This window comes from Nocardioides caricicola, assembly GCF_039541135.1.
Taxonomy (GTDB): Bacteria; Actinomycetota; Actinomycetes; order Propionibacteriales; family Nocardioidaceae; genus Nocardioides; species Nocardioides caricicola.
The window spans coordinates 420986-440872 of record NZ_BAABFQ010000006.1; the positions used below are offsets into that span (position 1 = coordinate 420986).

At 72.5% G+C, this 19887-nt stretch carries 20 protein-coding genes; 17 read left to right on the forward strand and 3 right to left on the reverse strand.

The features are described 5' to 3' along the window. Positions 1-61: 61 nt before the first annotated feature. Complete coding sequence (locus tag ABD875_RS13355; protein WP_345177579.1) at positions 62-670, reverse strand: nitroreductase family protein; 609 nt, start codon at positions 668-670, stop codon at positions 62-64. Positions 671-680: 10 nt separating this feature from the next. Between ABD875_RS13355 and ABD875_RS13360 the strand changes: the two genes are divergently transcribed. The 11 genes from ABD875_RS13360 to ABD875_RS13410 all read left to right on the forward strand — a co-directional run bounded on the left by ABD875_RS13360 (position 681) and on the right by ABD875_RS13410 (position 11817). After that, entirely contained in the window at positions 681-1865 is a 1185-nt protein-coding gene (locus tag ABD875_RS13360; RefSeq protein WP_345177582.1) for an allantoate amidohydrolase, read from the forward strand. Beyond that, complete coding sequence (locus ABD875_RS13365; RefSeq protein WP_345177584.1) at positions 1862-3148, forward strand: formimidoylglutamate deiminase; 1287 nt, start codon at positions 1862-1864, stop codon at positions 3146-3148. Before ABD875_RS13360 ends, ABD875_RS13365 begins: the two co-directional genes overlap by 4 nt. Further along, positions 3133-4278, forward strand: coding sequence for an imidazolonepropionase (gene hutI / locus ABD875_RS13370; protein WP_345177586.1), 1146 nt, complete (start codon positions 3133-3135; stop codon positions 4276-4278). The genes ABD875_RS13365 and hutI overlap by 16 nt, the downstream gene beginning before the upstream one ends. Next, positions 4275-4871, forward strand: a complete 597-nt coding sequence (locus tag ABD875_RS13375; RefSeq protein ID WP_345177589.1) for an alpha/beta hydrolase — start codon at positions 4275-4277, stop codon at positions 4869-4871. Before hutI ends, ABD875_RS13375 begins: the two co-directional genes overlap by 4 nt. Then, entirely contained in the window at positions 4868-5425 is a 558-nt protein-coding gene (locus ABD875_RS13380; RefSeq protein ID WP_345177592.1) for an AAA family ATPase, read from the forward strand. Before ABD875_RS13375 ends, ABD875_RS13380 begins: the two co-directional genes overlap by 4 nt. 96 nt (positions 5426-5521) lie before the next feature. Next, positions 5522-5674 (forward strand): hypothetical protein, encoded by a 153-nt coding sequence (locus ABD875_RS13385; protein ID WP_345177595.1) that lies wholly within the window; start codon positions 5522-5524, stop codon positions 5672-5674. Between the two features lie 103 nt (positions 5675-5777). Beyond that, positions 5778-8696 carry a helix-turn-helix transcriptional regulator gene (locus ABD875_RS13390; RefSeq protein WP_345177598.1) on the forward strand — a complete coding sequence of 973 codons (2919 nt, stop codon included), beginning with the start codon at positions 5778-5780 and terminating at the stop codon, positions 8694-8696. A 72-nt stretch (positions 8697-8768) separates the two neighbouring features. After that, the gene (locus ABD875_RS13395) at positions 8769-8951 is read left to right on the forward strand and encodes a hypothetical protein (RefSeq protein WP_345177601.1); all 183 of its coding nucleotides are present in this window, start codon (positions 8769-8771) and stop codon (positions 8949-8951) included. After that, entirely contained in the window at positions 8952-10052 is a 1101-nt protein-coding gene (locus ABD875_RS13400) for a cupin domain-containing protein (RefSeq protein WP_345177604.1), read from the forward strand. After that, positions 10049-10945: a ferredoxin family protein gene (locus tag ABD875_RS13405; protein WP_345177607.1), complete on the forward strand. Its 897-nt coding sequence runs from the start codon at positions 10049-10051 to the stop codon at positions 10943-10945. Before ABD875_RS13400 ends, ABD875_RS13405 begins: the two co-directional genes overlap by 4 nt. Positions 10946-10968: 23 nt before the next feature. After that, a complete protein-coding gene (locus ABD875_RS13410; protein WP_379187143.1) occupies positions 10969-11817 on the forward strand; it encodes an acyl-CoA thioesterase domain-containing protein in 849 nt (282 codons plus the stop codon). Between the two features lie 98 nt (positions 11818-11915). On the opposite strand, the gene ABD875_RS13415 is transcribed toward ABD875_RS13410, so the two are convergent. Further along, positions 11916-12461, reverse strand: coding sequence for a CG0192-related protein (locus tag ABD875_RS13415; protein WP_345177614.1), 546 nt, complete (start codon positions 12459-12461; stop codon positions 11916-11918). Positions 12462-12490: 29 nt separating this feature from the next. After that, complete coding sequence (locus tag ABD875_RS13420) at positions 12491-13201, reverse strand: SDR family NAD(P)-dependent oxidoreductase (RefSeq protein WP_345177617.1); 711 nt, start codon at positions 13199-13201, stop codon at positions 12491-12493. 88 nt (positions 13202-13289) lie between these two features. On the opposite strand from ABD875_RS13420, the gene ABD875_RS13425 reads away from it, so the two are divergent. The 6 genes from ABD875_RS13425 (at position 13290) to ABD875_RS13450 (ending at position 19886) form a co-directional block, all read left to right on the forward strand. After that, positions 13290-14636 (forward strand): flavin-containing monooxygenase, encoded by a 1347-nt coding sequence (locus ABD875_RS13425; RefSeq protein ID WP_345177621.1) that lies wholly within the window; start codon positions 13290-13292, stop codon positions 14634-14636. Then, positions 14636-15232 carry a TetR/AcrR family transcriptional regulator gene (locus ABD875_RS13430; protein WP_345177624.1) on the forward strand — a complete coding sequence of 199 codons (597 nt, stop codon included), beginning with the start codon at positions 14636-14638 and terminating at the stop codon, positions 15230-15232. The genes ABD875_RS13425 and ABD875_RS13430 overlap by 1 nt, the downstream gene beginning before the upstream one ends. Before the next feature lie 11 nt (positions 15233-15243). After that, entirely contained in the window at positions 15244-16137 is an 894-nt protein-coding gene (locus ABD875_RS13435; RefSeq protein ID WP_345177627.1) for an alpha/beta hydrolase, read from the forward strand. Between the two features lie 64 nt (positions 16138-16201). Further along, positions 16202-17578, forward strand: coding sequence for a cytochrome P450 (locus ABD875_RS13440; RefSeq protein ID WP_345177628.1), 1377 nt, complete (start codon positions 16202-16204; stop codon positions 17576-17578). 45 nt (positions 17579-17623) lie between these two features. Next, complete coding sequence (locus ABD875_RS13445; protein WP_345177631.1) at positions 17624-18907, forward strand: MFS transporter; 1284 nt, start codon at positions 17624-17626, stop codon at positions 18905-18907. Between the two features lie 34 nt (positions 18908-18941). Beyond that, positions 18942-19886, forward strand: coding sequence for a hypothetical protein (locus tag ABD875_RS13450; RefSeq protein ID WP_345177634.1), 945 nt, complete (start codon positions 18942-18944; stop codon positions 19884-19886). Position 19887 lies beyond the last annotated feature (1 nt).

A 19887-nucleotide genomic window follows, 5' to 3' on the forward strand; every position in this document is an offset into this window, starting at 1 on the left:
GATGCGAGACTCCGACCGGACGGCGGTCGTTGACCGCGGTCCCCGGCCCCGCTGGACTGGCCTAGTGACCCCACCGCCCGCGATGCACCAGCTCCTCGAGCGGCTTCCGGGCGCGCCGGCTCGGCGACCCTGCGGCGCCCTCGTCGGGGACCGGGTGGCCGATCGTCACCACGCCGACCGGGTCGAAGTCCTCGTGGATCCCGAAGGCCTCCCTCACCGCGTCCTGCCGCGGCGTCGGCACGCCGATGAAGCACGACGCCAGACCGTGGTCGGTCGCGGTCTGCAGGATCAGCAGCGCGGCCATCGCGGTGTCCATGTCCCAGAACGGCTTGGGCCAGCGCGCCTCGTCCTGGTCGGTCCAGCCCTTGTCGGACTCCGCGTAGCGACGCAGGTACGCCGCCTTGCTGGAGCACGGCAGGATCACGACCGGCGCCTTCATCATCCCGGCGAGCCACGCGTCGGGCTCGTCGATGTTCTCGGCCGTGACCTCCCAGTAGCGACGTACGTCCTCGGGAGTGTCGAGCACCAGGAACGCCCAGCCCTGGCTGAAGCCGGCGTTCGGCGCGCGGGTCGCGTTGCGCAGCGCGAGGTCGACGATCGCCGGGTCCACCGGCTCGGTCGAGTAGTTGCGGACCATCTTGCGGTGACGGACGACGTCCTGGAACTCCATGGAGCTGATCGTGCCTGACGACTTCGAGCGGATGTGGGGCGACCTGGCGCCGGTGGGCCGGGCCGTCTCCTCGGGCGGGTACTTCCGCCAACCGTTCACGACCCCCGAGCGCGAGCTGGCGGCGTGGTTCGTCGAGCAGTGCGAGGCCCGGCGGCTGCGCGTCGAGACCGACGCGTTCGGCAACGTCGTCGGCTGGTGGGACGGCGGCGCCGGCCCGGCCGTGCTGACCGGGTCGCACCTGGACTCCGTGCTCGACGGCGGCGCGTACGACGGCCCGCTCGGCGTGGTCTCCGCGCTGGCCGCGATCGACCTGATGCGCTCACGCGGCGTCGTCCCGGCCCGGCCGGTCGGGGTGTCGGTCTTCGTCGAGGAGGAGGGTTCCCGCTTCGGGCTGGCGTGCCTCGGCTCGCGGCTCGCCACCGGCGCGACGTCGTGGGAGACCGCGCGGGAGCTGCGCGACCGCGAGGGGGTCCGGCTGGGCGACGTCGTCGAGGGCGGGACGTCGGCGCTGCTGGCGGACGTCGGCACGTTCGTAGAGCTGCACGTCGAGCAGGGCCGCGACCTGGTCGACCGGGGCGCCGCGGTCGGGGTGGCCAGCAAGATCTGGCCGCACGGGCGGTACCGCTTCGACTTCACCGGCTCGGCCAACCACGCGGGGACCACCCGGATGGAGGACCGGCAGGACCCGATGCTCACCTACGCGATGACCGCGCTCGCGGCGAACAAGCAGGCGCGCCTCGCCGGCCAGCGCGCGACGTTCGGCCGGATCGAGGTCGAGCCCAACGGCACCAACGCCGTACCGTCCAAGGTCACCGCCTGGCTCGACGCGCGCTGCTCCAGCGACGACGCGCTCGTGGGCCTGGTGGAGGTCGTGTCGCGCCAGGCCGCGGAGCGGGCCGAGCGGGACGGGACCGCCGTCGAGGTGACCGCCGAGTCCGTCTCGGGCTCGGTCGCGTTCGACCCCGACCTGGCCGCCCGGGTCGCCGCAGACCACGAAGGGCCGGACTGGCCGGTCATTCCGACGCAGGCCGGCCACGACGCCGGGATCCTGTCTGCTGCTGGGATCCCGACCGCGATGCTGTTCGTCCGCAACCCCACCGGCGTCTCGCACTCGCCGGCCGAGCACGCCGAGGTCGCGGACTGCCTGGTCGGCGTCTCGGCGCTCGCCGACACCCTCGAGAGGCTCACCAGGTGACGTCGTACCTCCTCGAGCGGGCCTGGGTCGACGGCGCCGTCCGCGACGACGTGCTGGTCGAGATCGAGGGCGGTCTGTTCACTTCCGTCACACCGGTCGGGCAGAACCTGACCTTCTCGGGGGAAGCTTCGGCCCAGAACGTCAGGTTTCCCCGGCCCACCGGGGAAACCGACCGGATCCCCGGCCTCACGATCCCCGGCCTCGTCAACGACCACAGTCACGCGTTCCACCGCGCGCTGCGCGGCCGGACCCAGCCCGAGGACGGGCAGAGCGGGGGGACGTTCTGGACCTGGCGCGAGCAGATGTACGCCGTGGCCGAGCGGCTCACGCCCGACCGCTACTTCGACCTCGCGCGGGCGACGTACCGCGAGATGGTGGCGTCGGGCTACACCTCGGTCACCGAGTTCCACTACCTCCACGAGCCCGAGCCGGCGATGGGCGACGCGCTGCGGTCGGCCGCGGCCGAGGCCGGCATCCGGATCACCCTGCTCGACACCTGCTACGTCAGCAGCGGCTTCGGAGCCCCGCCCGAGGGGGTCCAGCTGCGCTACAGCGACGGCACGGCCGAGCGGTGGGCCGAGCGGGTCGGAGACGGCCCGGCCGCGATCCACTCGGTGCGCGCGGTGCCGCGCGACCAGCTGCACGTGTTCCGCGGCCGCGCGCCCCTGCACGTGCACCTGTCCGAGCAGGTCGCGGAGAACGAGGCATGCCTGGCGGCGTACGGCGTCACCCCGACCCGGCTGCTGCACGACGAGGGGCTGCTCGGCCCGGGCACGACCGTCGTGCACGCCACGCACCTGAGCGACGAGGACGTCGCGCTGCTCGGCGACACCCGCACGAACGTCTGCATCACCCCGACCACCGAGCGCGACCTCGCCGACGGCATCGGGCCGGCCCGGCGGCTGGCCGAGGCCGGTTGCCGGATCACGATCGGCAGCGACAGCCACGCGGTCATCGACCCGTTCGAGGAGCTGCGTGGGCTCGAGATGGACGAGAGGTTGGCGACGCAGGTGCGTGGGCACTGGTCCGCCGTGGAGCTGCTGGAGATCGGGACCGCGAGCCGCATCGCGGTCGGAGAGCCCGCCGACCTCGTCACCATCGACACCGCCAGCCCGCGCACCGCCGGCGCCGGCGCCGACGAGAACACCGCGGTCTTCGCCGCCACCGGCGCCGACGTCACGCACGTCGTCGTGGACGGCGCACGGGTCTACACGAGCGCGGACGACGAGTCGATCGGGCGCGAGCTCGACGCAGCGATGGGAGCCCTGTGGCGACGACCCTGATCACCCACATCGGCGAGCTGTTCACCGCCGACACCGAGGGTCCGACGACGATCGAGGACGCCGCGCTCGTCATCGAGGGCGCGCACGTCGCCTGGGTCGGCCCCGCCACCGAGGCGCCGGCCGCCGACGAGATGGTCGACGCCGGTGGTCGCGCCGTGATCCCCGGCTTCGTCGACAGCCACTCGCACCTGGTGTTCGCCGGCGACCGCGCCCAGGAGTTCGCGGCCCGGATGACCGGGACGCCGTACGCCGCCGGCGGGATCCGCACGACCGTCGCCGCGACCCGCGCGGCCACCGACGAGCAGCTCACCAGCCACGTCGCCCGGCTCGTCGCCGAGATGCGCCGGCAGGGCACCACCACCGTCGAGATCAAGAGCGGCTACGGGCTCACCGTCCACGACGAGGCGCGCAGCCTCGCGGTCGCCCGGCAGTTCACCGAGGAGACGACGTTCCTCGGTGCTCACGTCGTGCCCGAGGGCGACCCGGGGGAGTACGTCGACCTGGTCACCGGTCCCATGCTCGACGCCGCGAAGGAGCACGCCCGCTGGATCGACGTGTTCTGCGAGCGCGGCGCGTTCGACGTCGACCAGGCCCGCGCGATCCTCGGCGCCGGCGCAGCGGCCGGACTGCGCGGCCGGCTGCACGCCAACCAGCTCACCTACGGCGGCGGCGTCCGGCTCGCCGCAGAGCTCGGCCTGGTCGCCGTCGACCACTGCACCTACCTCGCCGACGAGGACGTCGACGCCCTGCGCGACAGCGGCACGATCGCCACCCTGCTGCCGGGCGTGGAGTTCTCGACCAAGCAGCCCTATCCGGACGCACGCCGCCTCCTCGACGCCGGCGTCCGCGTCGCGCTGGCGTCCGACTGCAACCCCGGGTCCTGCTTCACCAGCAGCCTCCCACTCTGCATCGCCCTCGCCGTGCGCGAGATGGGCATGACGCCGACCGAGGCGCTGCTCGCCGCGACGTACGGCGGCGCCGCCGCGCTGGACCGCGACGACGTCGGCGTCCTCGCGCCCGGCAAGCGGGCCGACCTCGCGCTGCTGGACGCGCCCAGCCACGTGCACCTCGCCTACCGTCCCGGCGTACCGCTGGTGCTCGGCACCTGGGTCGGTGGGCGGCCGGTGTGAGCGAACCCCGCCTGATCGAGATGCAGCGGCCGCGGGACCCCCACGGCCAGGTGCTGGTGCTGCACGGGGGCGCGAGCCGGCCGGGCAGCCCGGCCGTCAGCCCGACCCAGCTGTCCGTGCTGCGGATGGTGCCGATCGCCCGGCGGATCGCCCGGGCGGACAAGCGGCTCACCGTGGTCCGGCTGCTCAACTCGCACCGCGGCTGGGACCCCGAGCGCACCCCGCTCGCCGACGTCGACTGGGCGCTCGACCAGCTCGGGGACCGGCTGCCCACCTGCCTGGTCGGGCACTCCCTCGGCGGCCGGGCGGCGTTGCTCGCCGGCGACCGCGACGGCGTGCGCGGGGTGGTGGCGCTGAACCCGTGGGTCTACCCGTACGACGACGCCGACCTGTCCGGCCGCCGGGTGCTCATCGTCCACGGCACCGAGGACCGTGTCGCCCCGATCGAGCGCGCCCGGGCGGTCGCCCGGAACCTGGCGCGTCGGACCGAGGTCGACTTCCAGGAGGTCCCGGGCGGCAAGCACGCGATGCTGCGTCACGGCCGGGAGTTCGAGCGGGCGGCGGCGCGGTTCGTCGCGAAGACGCTGCCGTGAGCCGGCTGATCCACCTCAACGGACCGCCCGGGATCGGGAAGTCCACGATCGCCCGACGCTACGCCGCCGAGCACCCGGGTGTCCTGAACTGCGACATCGACGTGCTCCGCACCCTCATCGGTGGGTGGGACGCCGACTTCGAGCTGGCGGGGACGCGGATCCGGCCGGCGGCGCTCGCGATGATCGAGGCGTACCTCGCGAGCGGCCAGGACGTCGTCCTGCCCCAGATGCTCATCAACCCGGTCGAGCGGGCGCGGTTCGAGGACTGCGCCGCCCGGGCCGGGGCGGAGTACGTCGAGCGCTTCCTGATGGACTCCCAGGCGAGCTCCGTGGCCCGGTTCCACCGCCGCGGGGGCCCGGAGGAGGACCCCTGGCACGACCTCGTGCGGACGATCGTGGCGGCGGACGGCGGGGACGACTCCCTGCGCACCTACTACGCGGGTCTGGACCGCCTCATCGGCGACCGCCCCGACGCGGTCGTGATCGCGAGCTCCGAGGGTGCCGTCGACGAGACCTACGAGGCGTTCGTGGCCTCGCTGGGCCGACCTACCTAAGGCGGTCGGTACCTCAGATAAGGCACCTTCCCGATGTGCGGGCCTACCTCAGGCGACGAATCTCTTCCTCACCACCACAGCACTGAGGAGCACATCATGGACAACGGCATCATCCTTCGGGACTTCGCGAAGAGCGAGCTCGACTACCGGTCCAGCCGGATCCGGTCCGACCTGGCCGGCCGCCGTCGTCGCCGGGCCCTGAACCGCGGCACCGACATCGACGGACTCACCTGGACGAAGGTGCGCTGACGGGCACGCGGAGATGGCTGAGCGCACTCTGAAGCTCGTCCCCGGGGGTATCCGGGAGGGTAATCAGGAGCAACCGACAACAGAACACGCGATCATGGGCGGCGTGGCGTCACACACCAGCCGGACCCTGATCGGGCGAGACGCCGAGCTGACGGAGATTGCTTCGCTGCTCGGCGTTCGTTCGTCCGAGCGACCCGGGGTGGTGCTGCTCTCCGGCGACGCCGGTGTCGGCAAGACGCGGCTGCTCGTCGAGCTGCGCGACCTCGCGTTCACCGAGGGCTGGCAGGTCTGCGCCGGGCACTGTCTCGACTTCGGCGACAGCGCGCTGCCGTACCTCCCGTTCTCCGAGGTCCTGGGTCGCCTCGGCGCCGACCTCCCGCAGGTCGTCGAGGAGGTCGCCGCGCAGCACCCCGCGCTCGCCCGGCTGCAGCCGGGCCGCCGGGTGATGGGGTCGGCCGAGCGCGGCGACGACGCCGCGGCGCTGGACCGCGCCGACCTGTTCGAGGCCGTGCACGCGCTCCTCGAGGCCGCGGCCGCCAAGGCCCCGCTGCTCCTCGTCATCGAGGACACCCACTGGGCCGACCAGTCGACCCGCGACATGCTCAGCTTCCTCTTCTCCCGCGGCTTCGAGGGCCCGGTGGGCCTGGTGGTGTCGTACCGCTCCGACGACCTCCACCGTCGCCACCCGCTGCGCCGTCAGGTCGCCGAGTGGTCCCGAGTCCGAGGCGTGCACCGCGTCGCGTTGTCCCCCCTTCCCGACGACGCGGTGCGCGCCCTCATCGCCGAGCTGGTGCCCGAGGGGCTGGCCGAGAAGGAGCTCGTCGACATCGTCGACCGCGCGGAGGGCAACGCCTTCTTCGTCGAGGAGCTCACCAGCGCCGCCTCCGGGCCGGGCAGCTGGGTCCCGGCGGACCTCGCCGACGTGCTCCTGGTGCGTCTCGACCGGCTCGACGACACCGCGCGGCAGGTGGTCCGCGCGGCGAGCGTCGCCGGTCGCAAGGTCTCCCACGAGATGCTCGCCGGCGCCTCCGGCCTCGGCCTCGACGCGCTCGACGAGGGCCTGCGCAAGGCCGTCGAGATGAACGTGCTGGTCGCCAGCCCGGGCACCTACTCCTTCCGCCACGCGCTCCTCGGCGAGGCGGTGTACGACGACCTGCTGCCCGGGGAGCGGGTCCGCCTGCACACGCAGTACGTCGCGGCGCTCCAGGCCGGCGAGGTGCGCGGCACCGCCGCCGAGCTCGCCCGGCACGCCCGCCTGGCCAACGACCTCGACACCGCCCTGTCGGCGAGCATCCAGGCCGGCAACGAGGCCATGCGCGTCGGCGGCCCGGACGAGGCGGCGTACCACTACCAGCAGGCCCTCGAACTGCTCTCCGACCCGCGCCGCTGCGCCCAGGTCGACCTCGACCTGTCCAAGCTCGTCGTCAGCGCGGCGGAGGCGCTGTCGGCCAGCGGGGACCCCGAGCGCTCGGTCAAGGTGCTCGCCGAGCAGATCGAGCGGCTGCCCGTGAACGCCCCGAGCGCGTGGCGGGCCCGGATGATGTCCACCCAGGCGATCATGATCATGAACACCGAGATCCTCGACGACCCGGTGCAGCTCTCGACCGAGGCGCTGGCGCTGGTTCCCGACGGCGACAGCGGGCTGCGGACCCGCGTGCTCGCCGACCACGCGCGGGTGCTCGCGGCGATGGGCCACTACGACGAGGCGCAGATCGTCGGCATGGACGCCCTCACCCTCGCGGAGCGGCTCGACCTGCACGAGCTCGCCTCCGAGGTGATCACCACCCTCAGCGGTCTCAAGAAGTCCGGTCCGAAGGAAGGACTGCGCGCCGCGCTGGCGGACGCCGTCGTCCGCGCCGAGGAGTCGGGCGCGCTCGGCTCCGAGCTGCGGGCGCGCTACCTGCTCGGCCGCTCGTACGAGGACTTCGCCGAGTTCGACGAGACCGAGCGGTGGTTCCGCAGCGCGATCGACCGCGCGGTGCGCGCCGGCCAGCCGTTCGCGCCGTACGGCTTCGAGGCGCGCTGGCAGCTGGCCTGGGTCTACGAGGTCCAGGGCCGGTGGGACGAGATGCTGGTCCTCACCGACGACCTCGCCGGCAACCCGCCGCCGATCCCGCGGGCGCTGCTGTGCTCGCTCCGCTTCCGCGTGCAGCAGGCGCGCGGCCTCGACGTCGACGCCCGCTCGCTGCGGAAGTTCTGGGCCCGGGAGGGTGGTGTCGCGATCAACGCCGCCTCGATCGAGATGGACGCCGCCGGCCGGCGCGGCGACGCCGCCGCGGCGATCGAGGTGTACGACGAGGTCGTCGCCGTGCTCAGCACGATCTGGCACGAGTGGTTCAGCGCCCGGATCCGGCTCGGGGCGGTCACCATCGGCGCGGTCGCCCAGGCGATGCCCAGCCTGTCCGCGGCCGAGCGCGCGTCGTACGTCGCGCGGGTCGACCGGATCCACGCCGACGGGCACGTCGTGCTCGACCGGTACTCCGACCCGTCCGGCCACTGGGGCCCGGAGGGCCGGGCCTGGATGAAGCGCCTGGACGCCGAGACGCTGCGCGCCCGCTGGCTCGCGGGCGTCGACGCGCCGCCGCTCGACGCGCTGGTCGACACCTGGCGCGACGCCGTCGCGCTGTACGAGGACTTCGGGCACGTCTACGAGCTGGCCCGGGTCCGGGCCACGCTGGCCGGGATCCTGCGGGCGTCCGGCGACCTGGCCGGCGCGCGCGAGCTCGCTGACCAGGCGCGGGAGGTCGCGCACCGGCTCGGCGCGCAGCCGCTGCTCGACGAGCTCCGGGCGCTCGGCACCACGCCGGTCCGCGAGGAGCACGGCTCCGACACGCTCACGCCGCGCGAGAGCGAGATCCTCGCGCTGGTGGCCGAGGGCCGCAGCAACGGCGAGATCGCCAAGCTGCTGTTCATCAGCACCAAGACCGTCTCCGTGCACGTCTCGAACATCCTCGGCAAGCTCGACGCGGCCGGCCGGACCGAGGCGGCCGCGATCGCCCGGCGGCGCGGCCTCATCGGCTGAGACCGCGGTATACGCAGTTGGTCGATGGGTACATGATTCGACACACCCAGTACCTCGACTCTTGGAGGACGCATGACCGACGAGCTCAACGACGACGACATGACCACCACCCCGCCTGCGGGTGACCCGGTCACCGGAGGCGACGCCGACGGCACCGACGGTGACGGCACCGACGGCGACAGCCACGACAGCGACGGCACGGACGGTGACTCCACCGACGGTGACGGCAGCGACAGCGACGGCACCGACGGCTGAGTGAGCGCACTCGACCTGCTCAGCGGTGACGCCCAGACCTTCCTCGGCAAGGTCTGGGCGTCCCGTGTGCACCTGCACCGGACGGCCCCGGACGCCCTGGTCGGCCTGCTGTCGCTCGACGACGCCGACCACCTGCTGACGTCCACGGCGATCCGTACGCCGGCCATCCGGATGGCCAAGGACGGCGCGGTGCTGCCGGAGTCGACGTACACCCGCAGCGCGACGCTCGCGAACAAGCCGCTCACCGGCCTCGTCGACGCGCGCAAGGCGCTCGAGCTGTTCGCCGACGGTGCGACCGTCGTGTTCCAGGGCCTCCAGCGCTACTGGCCGCCGCTGACCCGCCTCGTCGCCGAGCTCGAGCTCGAGCTCGGCCACCCCTGCCAGGCCAACGCCTACCTCACGCCGCCCGGGTCGCAGGGCTTCGCCGTGCACTCGGACAGCCACGACGTGTTCGTGTTCCAGACCGCCGGGTCGAAGCTGTGGGAGGTGCACGGCCAGGACGGCCCCGAGGAGGTGCTCCTCGAGCCCGGCCTCTCGATGTACCTCCCGACCGGCACCCCGCACGCCGCTCGCGCGCAGGAGACGGTGTCGCTGCACGTCACGCTCGGCATCAACCAGCTCACGTGGGGCGGCCTGCTCGAGCGGACCGTCGTCCCGCTGCTGCCCGACGAGCACCTGCCGGCCGGCTTCCTCGACGACCCCGCTGCGCTCACCGCCGAGCTGGCCGACCGGCTGGAGCGGCTCGCCGACGACGTACGCCGCATCGACACCCGCGGGGCGGTCGAGGCGGAGATCCGCCGCTTCCTGACCTCGCGGCCGCCGCGGCTGTCCGGTGGCCTCCACGACGTGCTCGCCGAGGTCACCGGGACCACGTCCCTGCGCCGCCGCCCCGGGCACCCCTGCGTGCTTCTCGACCGCGGCGAGCAGGTGGAGGTCCTGCTCGGGGACCGCTCGATCACCGTGCCCGCGTGGATCCGGCCGGCGCTCGACGACATCCGTGCCCGCGCTGAGCTCACGCCGGCGGACCTGCCACTCGACGCGAAGAGCAACGTGGTGCTGTGCCGCAGGCTGGTCCGCGAAGGGCTCCTGGAGATCGTGTGACCTTCCGGTGTGCTGCCGAGAGCGTGCTGCGGGACGAGTCGCTCGCCGGCACCGCGACCCACGTGCGGACCTGGCTGCTCATCGAGCACGTCGGACCGTGGGGCAACGACGCGCTGCTCGACGCCCGGCTGCCCGAGGGTCTCGGCGCGGCGCTCACCCAGCAGGCCAAGGCCCACCGCGCCAAGATCCTGCTGGTCCGCCGGTTCAGCTCGAAGCCCGACGGCGTCGGCACCCGTGTGTTCGCGGCGCACGCCGATCCCGTGCGACCGCGCGTGGAGAGCGGGGTGCTGTCCGACGTGCGCGAGGTGCTCGACCTCGACCTGGCCGCGCTCCGCGAGGGCGGCAGCAGCGGGCTCTCGCCGTACGACCGCCCGGTGTTCTGCGTGTGCACCAACGGCCGCCACGACGTCTGCTGCGCCGAGCGCGGCCGGCCGGTCGCACAGGCGTTGGACCGGGCGCACCCCGAGGAGACCTGGGAGGTCTCGCACATCGGCGGCGACCGGTTCGCGGCGAACATGGTCGTGCTCCCGCACGGGCTCTACTACGGGCGCCTCGACCCGGCGTCGGCGATCGCGGTCGCCGGATCCCACCTGGCCGGCGAGCTCGACCTCGACCACCTGCGCGGCAGCGCGGCGCAGCCGATGGCGGTCCAGGCGGCGGAGATCCACCTGCGCCGCGAGCTCGGCGCGACCCGGATCGACGACGTCGTGCTCCGTGAGCGCGTGCTCGACGGCGACTTCACGTCGGCGTCGTTCGCGGTGGCCGGCGGCACGTACGCCGTCGTCGTCCGCACCATCAAGGACGCGCGGACGGCGTCCCGGCTCACCTGCAAGGCGGCGAAGGACAACCCGATCCCGCGGCACGAGATCGTCAAGGTCGTCCGGCGTTCGTAGGTCGTTCGTAGAGAATGTCGGCCGTGGCCGACGACATCGCGTTCTTCACCCACCAGGGCGACACCCTGGTCCCCACCCCGCTCGCGTGCAGCATGTGGAGCGACGACCAGATGCACGGCGTCGCCCTCAGCGGCGCGCTCGCCCGGGCCGCCGAGGCGTGCCTGGCGACCGCCGGGCGGACCGACCTGCGCCCGGCGCGGTGGACGGTCGACCTGTTCAAGCCGGCCCGAATGATCCCGTGCTCGTTCGCGACCGAGGTCGTGCGCGAGGGCTCGCGGATCTGCCTGGTCGACGTGACGATGACGCAGGAGGGCCGTCGCGTGGCGCGCGCGTCCGCGACGTTCCTCAAGCCGACCGAGTCCGCGCCGGGTGAGGTCTGGACGCCCCTGGAGCACCCCGAGCCGCCGCCCCTGGACGTCGCGCCGCCGACCGACCAGCCACGGGTGCCGTTCTTCCGCTCCGAGGTCGGCTGGTCGCAGAACTTCACCGAGCACCAGAACGCCGACCGCAAGGCGTCGTGGAACAGCGGCATCCCGGTCGTGGCCGACGAGCCGTTCACCGGTTTCCAGGCGGCCGCTGCCGCCGCGGACGGCGGCAGCATGGTCACCAACTGGGGCGCGAACGGCGTCGAGTACATCAACACCGACATCGCGATGACCCTCGCCCGCGAGCCCGTCGGCGTCGAGATCGGCCTGGAGGCGACCGACCGCGTCGAGCGCGACGGCATCGCGGTCGGCACCGCCACGATGTTCGACCGCGAGGGTCCGCTCGGCACCGTGATCGTCGCCGCCCTGGCCAACGCCCGCCGGACCGTGAACTTCGCCCAGGTCGAGTACACCGACGACGGCGAGCGCCGTACGGTCGAGCAGTAGCGGGGTCGGTGGCTCGGCTGCGCCGAGGACCGTCGAGAGACGCGAAACGGCCCCTGTGAGGGCGATCTCGGGGCCGTTTGGCGTCTCTCGACGGTCGATCAGCCCGCCAGGTAGGCCAGCACGCCCTCGCCGCCGTCCCAGCGGCCGGTCAGCGTCGGGCCGGTGGGTACGGCGGCGCCCACGACGTGCACGACCACCAGCTCGCCCGGCTCGCCGCCACTGCCGGCGACGGTCACCGACGGCGCCCGGGTGACCTTCGCGCCGTCGACCTCGAAGTACTCCTCCGCCTCGGTGCCGGCCTCGGTGATCGTGCGCGTCAGCTCGGCGACGAAGACCGGGTCCGCGGCGGCGTCGTACACCCACCGGGTGCCGAGGACCTCGTGCTCCATCGTGCCGACCAGCGCGTCCTCGGCGCCCTCGAGTGGCGCGCCACGGTAGGTCAGCGGGACGTGGACCGTCACCGCGCCGTCCGCGCTGCGCAGCAGGATCCCCTCCATCCCGACCTCGCCGTCGGGGTCGTCGAGCCGGAAGCCCCCGACCCGCTCCAGCGCGGGCAGCGCCTCCGCCCACGGCTGGCTCGGCAGCCACGCCTCGATCAGCTCGAGCTTGCTGGGGACGATGGTCGCGTCGTGGAGGAGAGCCATGGAACGAGCCTAGAGGCGCCGGGGGATGGTCAGCCGAACGCCGCCAGCACGTGCTTGTGCAGGTCGGGGTAGCGCATCAGGTGCGCCCCGCCGTTGATGTCGAGCACCTCGCCGGTCACCCACTGCGCCTTGGCCAGGTACACCGCGGCCTCCGCGATCTCCTCGGGAGTGCCCGAGCGGCCGAGGGGCGTGTTCTCGAGATAGTCGGCCTCGATGCCGGGGATCTCCATCGCGGGCTGCGTCAGCGGCGTGACCACCAGCCCGGGCGCGATCGCGTTCACGCGGATGCCCCGCGGGCCGAGCTCGAGCGCGCCGACCTCGGTGAGCATCGAGAGGCCCGCCTTTGAGGCGCAGTACGGCGCCAGCCCGCCGCCCGGCTGCCGCCCGTTCAGCGACGACAGCGAGATGATCGAGCCACCCGCCGACAGTCGCTGGCCGGCGTGCTTCATCACGATGAACGCGCCGGTGAGGCAGACGTCGACCACGCGGCGCCACTCGTCCACGGCGAGCTCGGTGATCTGGCCGAGCGTCGAGACCCCGGCGCTGTTCACCACGCAGTCCAGCCGCCCGTGCGAGGCGAGGACCCCGTCGAGGAGCGCCGCGACCGAGTCCTCGTCGGTCACGTCGGTCGCCGGCAGGTCGGCCACGACCACCCGCCAGCCGTCGTTCTCGAACGCCGTCGCGATCGCGGCGCCGATCCCCGATGCCCCGCCGACCACGACCGCTACTGGCTCACCCATCCGAAACCTCCCAAGGATCTAGTTGACGCGTGTCAACTTAGGGCCTACGGTCCCGAAATAGAACAAGTTACAGAAACAGGAGGATCGGGTGTCGAAGCCGACCACCGCCGTCATCGGGGCGGGCATCAGCGGACTCACGTCCAGCAAGATGCTCAGCGACTACGGCATCCCGTACACCACGTTCGAGTCCTCCGACCGGATCGGCGGCAACTGGGCGTTCGGCAACCCGAACGGGCACAGCAGTGCCTACCGGTCGCTGCACATCGACACCTCCAAGCACCGGCTGTCGTTCCGCGACTACCCGATGCCCGAGGAGTACCCCGACTTCCCGCACCACACCCAGATCAAGGCCTACCTCGACGGGTACGCCGAGGCGTTCGGGCTGCGGGAGAACATCGAGTTCCAGAACGGCGTCGTGCACGCCGAGCGGCTTCCAGGTGGTGGCTGGGAGATCCTCGACCAGGCCGGCGACACCCGCCGGTTCGACCTGCTGGTGGTCGGCAACGGACACCACTGGGACCCGCGGTTCGCGGACTTCCCGGGCGAGTTCACCGGCGTCTCGATCCACTCGCACCACTACATCGACCCGAAGGACCCGCTGGACTTCACCGGCAAGCGGATCCTGATCGTCGGCATCGGCAACAGCGCCGCCGACATCGCCGTCGAGCTCTCGTCGAAGTCGCTGCAGAACGAGGTCACGCTCTCGACCCGCTCGAGCGCCTGGATCGTGCCGAAGTACACCTACGGCCTCCCGGCCGACAAGTACTTCGTGACCTCACCGCACATCCCGCTGAAGTGGCAGCGCTGGATGATCCAGAAGATGCAGTTCATGACCGGCTCCAACCCCGAGCTGTACGGCCTGCCGAAGCCCAACCACAAGTTCTTCGAGGCACACCCGACCCAGTCGGTCGAGCTGCCGCTCCGCCTCGGCTCGGGTGACATCACGCCCAAGGGCAACGTGTCCCGGCTCGACGGCGAGACCGTGCACTTCGAGGACGGCACCAGCTCGGACTTCGACGTGATCGTCTACGCCACCGGCTACAACATCACGTTCCCGTTCTTCGACCCCGAGTTCATCAGCGCACCGGACAACCGGATCGACCTGTACAAGCGGATGTTCAAGCCCGGCATCGACGACCTCGTGTTCGTCGGCTTCGCCCAGGCGACCCCGACGCTGTTCCCGTTCGTCGAGGCCCAGGCCCGCCTGGTCGGGGCGTACGCCGCCGGCCACTACCGGCTGCCGTCGGTCGCCGAGATGGAGCGGGTCATCGCGGCCGACCAGCAGCTCTACACCGGCCACGTGCTGGACCGGCCGCGGCACACCCAGCAGCTCGACTACTTCATCTACGAGCACGACATGCGCACCCGCGAGATCCCGACCGGTCGCGCCCGGGCGCTGGCCGAGGGCGCGCCGGTGCTGGCGGGCCGGGCCTGATGGCCGGGGGCGCCACGAAGGGCGACGAGCGGCGTACGGCGCTGCTCGCCGCCCTCGACCACCAGCTGCGGGACAACTCGCTCGACGAGATCAACATCGCCGACATCTCGCGGCGCGCGGGCGTGACCCGGTCGGCGTTCTACTTCTACTTCGAGAACAAGGCCGCGGCCGTCGGCGCGCTGATGACCGACATGTACGACGAGAGCTGGGACGCCGCCGACCTCCTCGGTGGTGACGGCTCGATGCACGACCGCATCGAGGCCTCGATCCGCACGATCATGGCGGGCTGGGGCCAGCGCACCCACCTGTGGCGGGCGCTGCTCGACGCCCGCGCGGCGAGCACCGCCGTGCGCGACCAGTACGCGTCCTTCCTCGACTCGTTCGTCGGCGTGGTCGCCGACGTGATCGAGGCGGAGCGCGCGGCCGGCGTGGCGCCGGACGGCGTCGACGCGCGCGCGATCGCGCGGGCCCTGCTCGACCTCAACGACCGCACCCTCGAGCGCATCGTCCGCGCTCCGGAGGGGATCGACCTGGCGCCGCACGTCGATGCGGTGGTGCACATCTGGCTGACCGCGATCTATGGGAGCGACTCGTGAAGGCTGAAGCAATGAAGTATGGCGACATCACCTTCACCTCCGGCGGCACGGAGTGCCACGCCTGGCACTTCACCGGCGAGGGCGACGCGCTCGCCAGCGAGGCCGGCCGCCCGGTCGTGGTGATGGCCCATGGCCTGGCCGGCACCAAGGACTCCGGGCTGCAGCCGTTCGCCGAGGCGCTGGCCGCGGCCGGCCTGGACGTGCTCGCGTTCGACTACCGCGGCTTCGGCCTCAGCGGTGGCACGCCGCGGCAGACCGTGTCGCTGGCCGACCAGGTCGACGACTACCGCGCCGCGATGACGGCCGCGGCCCGGCTGCCCGGCGTCGACCCGCAGCGCCTCGTGCTCTGGGGCGTCTCCCTCGCCGGCGGCCACGTGCTCGCCGCGGGCGCGCACCGCGACGACGTCGCGGCCGTGGTCTCGGTGACGCCGCTCGTCGACGGCATGGCCGCGGGCCGCCACGCCCTGCAGCACCACAAGCCGTCCGCGATGGCGAGGTCGACCGCGCTGGGCATCGCGTCCAAGGTCGGGAAGACCCGGATGATGCCGGTCGTCGCCCGCCCCGGCGAGCTCGGCGCGCTCACCCTCGAGGGCTGCCTCGAGTCCTACCTCGCGATCGCCGGCCCCTCGTGGCGCAACGAGATCGACGCGGCCGTCGGCCTCGAGCTCGGCAACCACCGGCCCGGCAAGCAGGCCAAGCACCTGCGCGCGCCGCTGCTCGTGCAGATCGCCGACTTCGACCGCAGCGCCCCGCCGCAGGCAGCCGCCAAGGCGGCGTTCGCCGGCCGGGCGCAGGTGCGGCACTACCCGTGCGACCACTTCGACGTGTACGCCGGCGCCGAGTGGCACGACGCCGTCGTACGCCACCAGGTGCAGTTCCTGACCCGCGTGCTCACGCCGAGCTGACGTCACGACGAGCAGGATCGGGCGCTATTGACGCGTTTTCAATAGGAGGCGTAGCGTCGGTGACGTGACGACCCTGGACGACGTCGACCAGCTGACCGCGCAACGCTTCAAGCGGATGAGCCCGGGCAACCAGGGCAAGCTGCCGCCGGTCGACACCACGGGTCTGCCCGACGGACCGAAGTGGCCGGTGCTGATCCAGACCGCCGGCCTGCTGCGCTTCCGGCACCGGTTCCACCCCTACATGCACCGCACGTACGGCGACGTCTTCACCGTCCGCATCGCGCCGGGTGGCCGGCCGCTGGTGTTCTTCACCCGTCCCGAGCACGCGAAGGAGATCTTCGCGGGCGACCCCGAGGTCTTCCACGCGGGCAAGGCGAACGGCATCCTCGGCCCGATCATGGGCGAGCACTCGCTGCTGCTGCAGGACTCCACCGAGCACAAGCGGGCCCGCAAGCTGCTGATGCCGGCGTTCAACGGGCACGCGCTGCGGGAGTACCAGGCGCTGGTCACCGAGGTCGCGCGGGCCGAGGTCGCGACCTGGCGGCCCGGGGAGGAGTTCCGCTCGCTCGACCGGATGAACCGGCTCACGCTCGAGGTGATCCTGCGCGTGGTCTTCGGCGTCACCGATGAGCAGCGCCTCGCCGAGCTGCGCCCGCGGGTCAACAAGACCGTGAACATCAGCCCCGCGATCCTGCTCGGCTGGGGCTACCCCCGGTTGCAGAAGTACGGCCCCTGGAAGAAGACCGTCGACAACCAGCACGAGCTGGACCGACTGATGTACGCCGAGATCCGCGAGCGCCGTACCGCCCCCGACCTCGCCGACCGCACCGACGTGCTCTCCCGGCTGATCGTCCAGGGGGACGGGGCCGACGCCCTCGACGACACCGAGCTGCGCGACCAGCTCGTCACCCTGCTGCTGGCCGGGCACGAGACCACCGCGACCGCGCTCGCGTGGGCGCTCTACGAGGCGGGCCGCGACCCCGAGCTGCTGGCGCGCTGCCGGCGCGCCGCCGAGGAGGGCGACGACGACTTCCTCGACGCGGTGATGAAGGAGTCGATGCGGCTGCACCCCGTGATCCCGATGGTGGTGCGGACGCTCATGAAGCCCGCCACGATCGGCGGCTACGACCTGCCCGCCGGGACCACCGTCGGGCCGTCGATCATCATCGCCCACAGCCGTGAGGACAACCACGAGGACCCGGAGGCGTTCCGACCCGAGCGGTTCCTCGGGCACAACCCGCCCACGGGCACGTGGATCCCCTTCGGCGGCGGGGTCCGCCGCTGCATCGGCGCCGGGTTCGCCCAGATGGAGGGCGTGGCCGTGCTGCGCGAGGTATTCGCGGCGTACGACGTCACCGCGGCCGGCGCCGACGAGCCCAAGGTCCGCAACATCACGAGCGTCCCGCGCCACGGTGCGCGGATCCGGGTGACCGCGCGGTAGAACTCGATTTCGCGGAGGCCCCTCGCCCTGCCACCATCCTCCTTTGTGATCGAACGGCTCCGCGCGCTGCGCATGGACACCACGCCCCTGCGCACGTCCCCGGACTTCCGCCTGCTGTTCCTCGCCGGCTCGGTCTTCTACTTCGGCGCGATGGTCAGCTACGTCGCCATCCCGTACCAGATCTACACGCTCACCGACTCGAACTTCGCGGTCGGCGCGATCGGCCTGGTCGAGCTCGCGCCGATCCTGGTGTTCGGGTTGTACGGCGGTGCGCTGGCCGACCACGTCGACCGGCGCAAGCTGCTGATCTACACCGGGCTCGGGCAGGCGGTCTTCACCGCGGTGCTCGCGGTCAACGCGTTCCGCGACGACCCGGACGTCTGGGTGATCTTCGTGGTCGCCGTGGCGCTCACGTCCTGCTCGGCGCTGCAGCGGCCGTCGCGTGAGGCGCTGCTCCCGCGCACCGTGAAGCACGACCAGCTGCCGGCGGCGAACGCCCTGTCCAGCTTCGGCATCCAGATCGGCCTGTTCCTGGGTCCGGCCGCCGGTGGCCTGCTGGTCGCCTACGTCGGCATCGGCTGGTGCTTCCTCGTCGACGTCGTCGGCCTGATCATCGCCTCGCTGCTGTACGTGCGGATGCGGTCGTACCCGCACCGCGAGGAGACCACCCCGCCCAGCCTGGCCGGCATCAAGGAGGGCATGGTCTACGCGTTCCGGCGCCGCGACCTGCTCGGCACCTACTTCGTCGACATCGCCGCGATGCTGATGGCGATGCCGGTGGTGCTGTTCCCGGCCTTGGTCGAGGACGTCTTCGAGCGCCCCGAGCTGCTCGGCCTGCTCTACACCGCCGAGGTCGTCGGCGCGATGGTCGCGACCGCGCTCAGCGGCTGGACCCGGCGCGTCCACCACCACGGTCGCGCGATCGTCATCGCCGCCGCCGTCTACGGCGCGATGATCGCCTGCGCCGGCCTGATGCCGTCGATCTGGCTGGTGGGGCTGTTCCTCGCGTTCGCCGGCGCCGCCGACATGATCTCCGGCATCTTCCGCGGCACCGTCTGGAGCCAGACCATCCCCGAGTCGATGCGCGGCCGCCTGGCCGGCATCGAGATGCTGTCGTACTCCGTCGGCCCGCTCGGCGGCCAGGTCCGCGCCGGCGTCACCGCCGACCTCTGGTCGGTCCGCGGCGCCTTCGTCTCCGGCGGCCTCGCCTGCGTCGCCGCCGTCGGCGCGACCGCCGCGATCCTGCACGACTTCTGGTCGTACGACGCCCGCACCGACGAGTACGCCGTCGCGGAGCGTGCTGTTCGTGAGGCGGCCGGCGAGGCCTGAGCCGAACCGGGCGACGCAGCGCGACAATCTCGGGATGCATCTCGAGTCGAGACTGATCGGACCGGCAGCGCTGCTGCTCCTGCTGGCCGCCTGTGCCGGTGGCGATGGAGGCGATGGCGCCGACGTGACCGAGCACGAGATCGTGTACACCAGCGCGAGCGACCAGCAGCACGCCGACCTGTGGCTCGTCGGGGCCGACGGCGCCGACCCGGCCCGGCTCACCGATGCCGAGGGGGTGGAGCTCATGCCCACTTGGTCGCCCGACGGCGAGCGGGTGGCGTACGTCTCCGGAGCGGCCTGGGACAGCCCGACGGACCTGTACGTCCTGGACGTCGACGGCGGTGAGTCCGAGCAGCTGACGAGCACCCCCGACCGATGTGAGTCCCAGCCGACCTGGACGCCGGACGGCGAGGAGCTGGTCTACGTCAGCGGCAGCTGCGACGCCGGGCCCGACGGCGTCTTCGCGATCGGTCTCGACGGCGGCGAGGAACGTGAGCTCGTCGCCGGGGCGTCGTGGCCCGACATCGGGCCGGACGGTCGGCTGCTCTACTCGGCACCGGTGCCCGGGAAGCCGTGGTACGTCCAGCGTCTCTGGGTCAGTGAGCCGGACGGCACCGGCGCACGGGACGTGACTCCGCCCGGGATGGCGTCTGCGTCGGAGGCGACCTGGTCGCCGGACGGGGGCCGGATCGCCTTCGTCGTACCGGCCGGTGACCCCGCGGCGGACGAGCCGGCGGAATGGAACGAGGAGATCTACGTCATGGACGCCGACGGGAGCGACGTCCGCCGGCTGACGACCACGCCCGGCAACGACCACTGGCCTCCGTCGTGGTCCCCGGACGGCCGGCTTCTCGTCTACGGCGCCGATGGCGACCCGGCCTCAGGGGAGCTGGCGACCGTCGACCTCGAGACGCTCGAGGTCACCCCGTTGACCGACGACGACGCCCAGGACGCCTTTCCGTCCTGGCGTCCGCGGTGAG